At 64.3% G+C, this 1,950-nt stretch carries 1 protein-coding gene; it reads left to right on the plus strand.

All coding sequences use genetic code 11. The features are described from left to right. Positions 1-1,251 (plus strand): hypothetical protein (locus tag KBX08_RS33060; protein WP_210787678.1); only part of this gene is annotated, 1,251 nt, incomplete at its 5' end. Positions 1,252-1,950: the final 699 nt, after the last annotated feature.

The raw sequence follows: 1,950 nt of genomic DNA on the forward strand, positions 1-1,950 counted from the left end.
TGGCGCGAGCTACTCGCTCCGTTTAGCCAGGCAGCCCGAGAATGGTCCGTGAGCCTTCGTGGTTACCGCCTCGCCCTCGACTCTGACGGCGTCACCCCGACTGCGGCGCAGGAGTTACGCCCACTTGAGGAGGCACTGCTAGTCGCGCCAACCCCGATACAAGTGCTCATCCAAACCCGCAATGGGGACGTGGATGCTGCCTGGCGATGGGCTGCTGGGCGCCTTGCGGCCGTCGGCGTGGAACACCTGGTCGGTTTCGACGTTCGGCACCGTACCTACGACCCTGGCGTGTACCTCGTTCTGGGTCGAATGAATCCAGAACGCCCTCAGGCAGCCGCACTGTCGCGTCTGGCGGAAGAGCACGGCTACGACCTGTCCGACGCCCGCGAGGGTTATGAACTCGAGTACACCGCCCTCTACCACCTATGCCAGGAGTACGCGGGATTCACGCTCGAAGATGTCGCGCCGCACAGCCTCGCGACGATCCAGCAAGATCCGGCATGGCAGATCACCGCCGTAAGGCGGACGGGCGCCTTCACCGACGAACTGGTCTTTACCAACGAAGACCTGATCGGCGACAGCTCCACGACTGGAGGGCTGTCCGACGCGCACTTCCACGGCGCAGCGCGAACCAGCCACCACCAGCGCTGGGACCGCTTCATTAGTCGAATCCAACTCGCCCTCGCCGGGAACGAGTCTTGGTCGATCATCGTCACAGGCTGGCTGGAGGAAATCGCGTCGGACGGCCACGAGGTGGAAGTGTCCATCGACATCTTCAACCCCTGCGACCTCGTCTCGGCCTTCGCCTTCGGCTGGCCCGATCAGTTGGACGCTTACCTGCCAGGCCTTCGGGTGGTCGCCAGGGCCGAAGGCAAGCGGCGGACGCTTGAAGGTTGTCTCGTCTCCGCCCGAATCTTTCGGAGTGTCTTCCTCGCATTCGATCTTGCCTACGGCGACCCGCAGAACTGGTGGATACAACGCGCCTACGGCAACGCATGGCGATCTGATCTTGACTTTATCGGCGAATTGGGCCTCCGCTACGCAGTCTTTGAATGGAGCGAGGAGGACGAGAGTGGCGCCGTACTGGAATATGAGGACAATCAGCTCCTACGTCGACCGGCGGAGAAAATGATCGACAGCGCGCCGTTCTGGCACGACTGCGAGCCGGTATCCGAACTTCTAACGAAGAACCGACATGAGATCGGACAGTTCGCGCTCATGCTTCAGCAACGCATCCACATAGGAGGCTAGTCCCCCCTTCGGGTAGCCTTGAACGGGGTATTCCGGAGGCCGGATCTTGGAGCCGGCGGCGAATGCGGATTTCGATTTGGCGCGCTGATTGCGCCAGCGGACGGAGTCGCCGATGGCGGCGTCCCTGCTCTGCGCGGCTGCGATGGTCCGTGCCGTTTAGGGCGAAGTACCGCACCAGAGCGAACTCGGCTTCGATCCAGCTCAGGCAAGACGCGTTGGTCGGCAGGGAACACCAGGTCGATGCGGCTGGTGGGCGAGAACCTGCGGGTGGCTCCCCGCTGCGGATCGCCGAACTCGCGGCGCTGGTCGACAACCGGCTGGCACGCGATGGCTTGAAACTCCGCGAGGCGGCAGCGCAGGCCGGGGTCAGCGCAGCCACCTTGTCCCGGGTGCTCAACAGCAAGGTGCGAGACACGGCCACCTTCGCCGTGTTGGTGCGGTGGTTGGGGGTGTCGGCGGACCTGTTCATCGACCGGGACAGGGAGGTGAGCGGCGCGGAGGCGATCGAGGCGCACTTGCGGTCGGACCGCACGCTACCCGCCAGCGACCGCGAAGGCCCTGGCCGCCCTCGTCCAGGCCGCCTACGCCGACTTCGGCAACGTCGCCGACAACAAGGAGTGAGCACGTGGCGACAGCAACAACGGCGCTGGTGCGCGGCTTCAAGACCAAGTCGCAGCGCATTTTGGCCGAGCAGCGTGC

The organism is Micromonospora sp. H61 (assembly GCF_018070325.1).
GTDB classification, from domain to species: domain Bacteria; phylum Actinomycetota; class Actinomycetes; order Mycobacteriales; family Micromonosporaceae; genus Micromonospora; species Micromonospora salmantinae.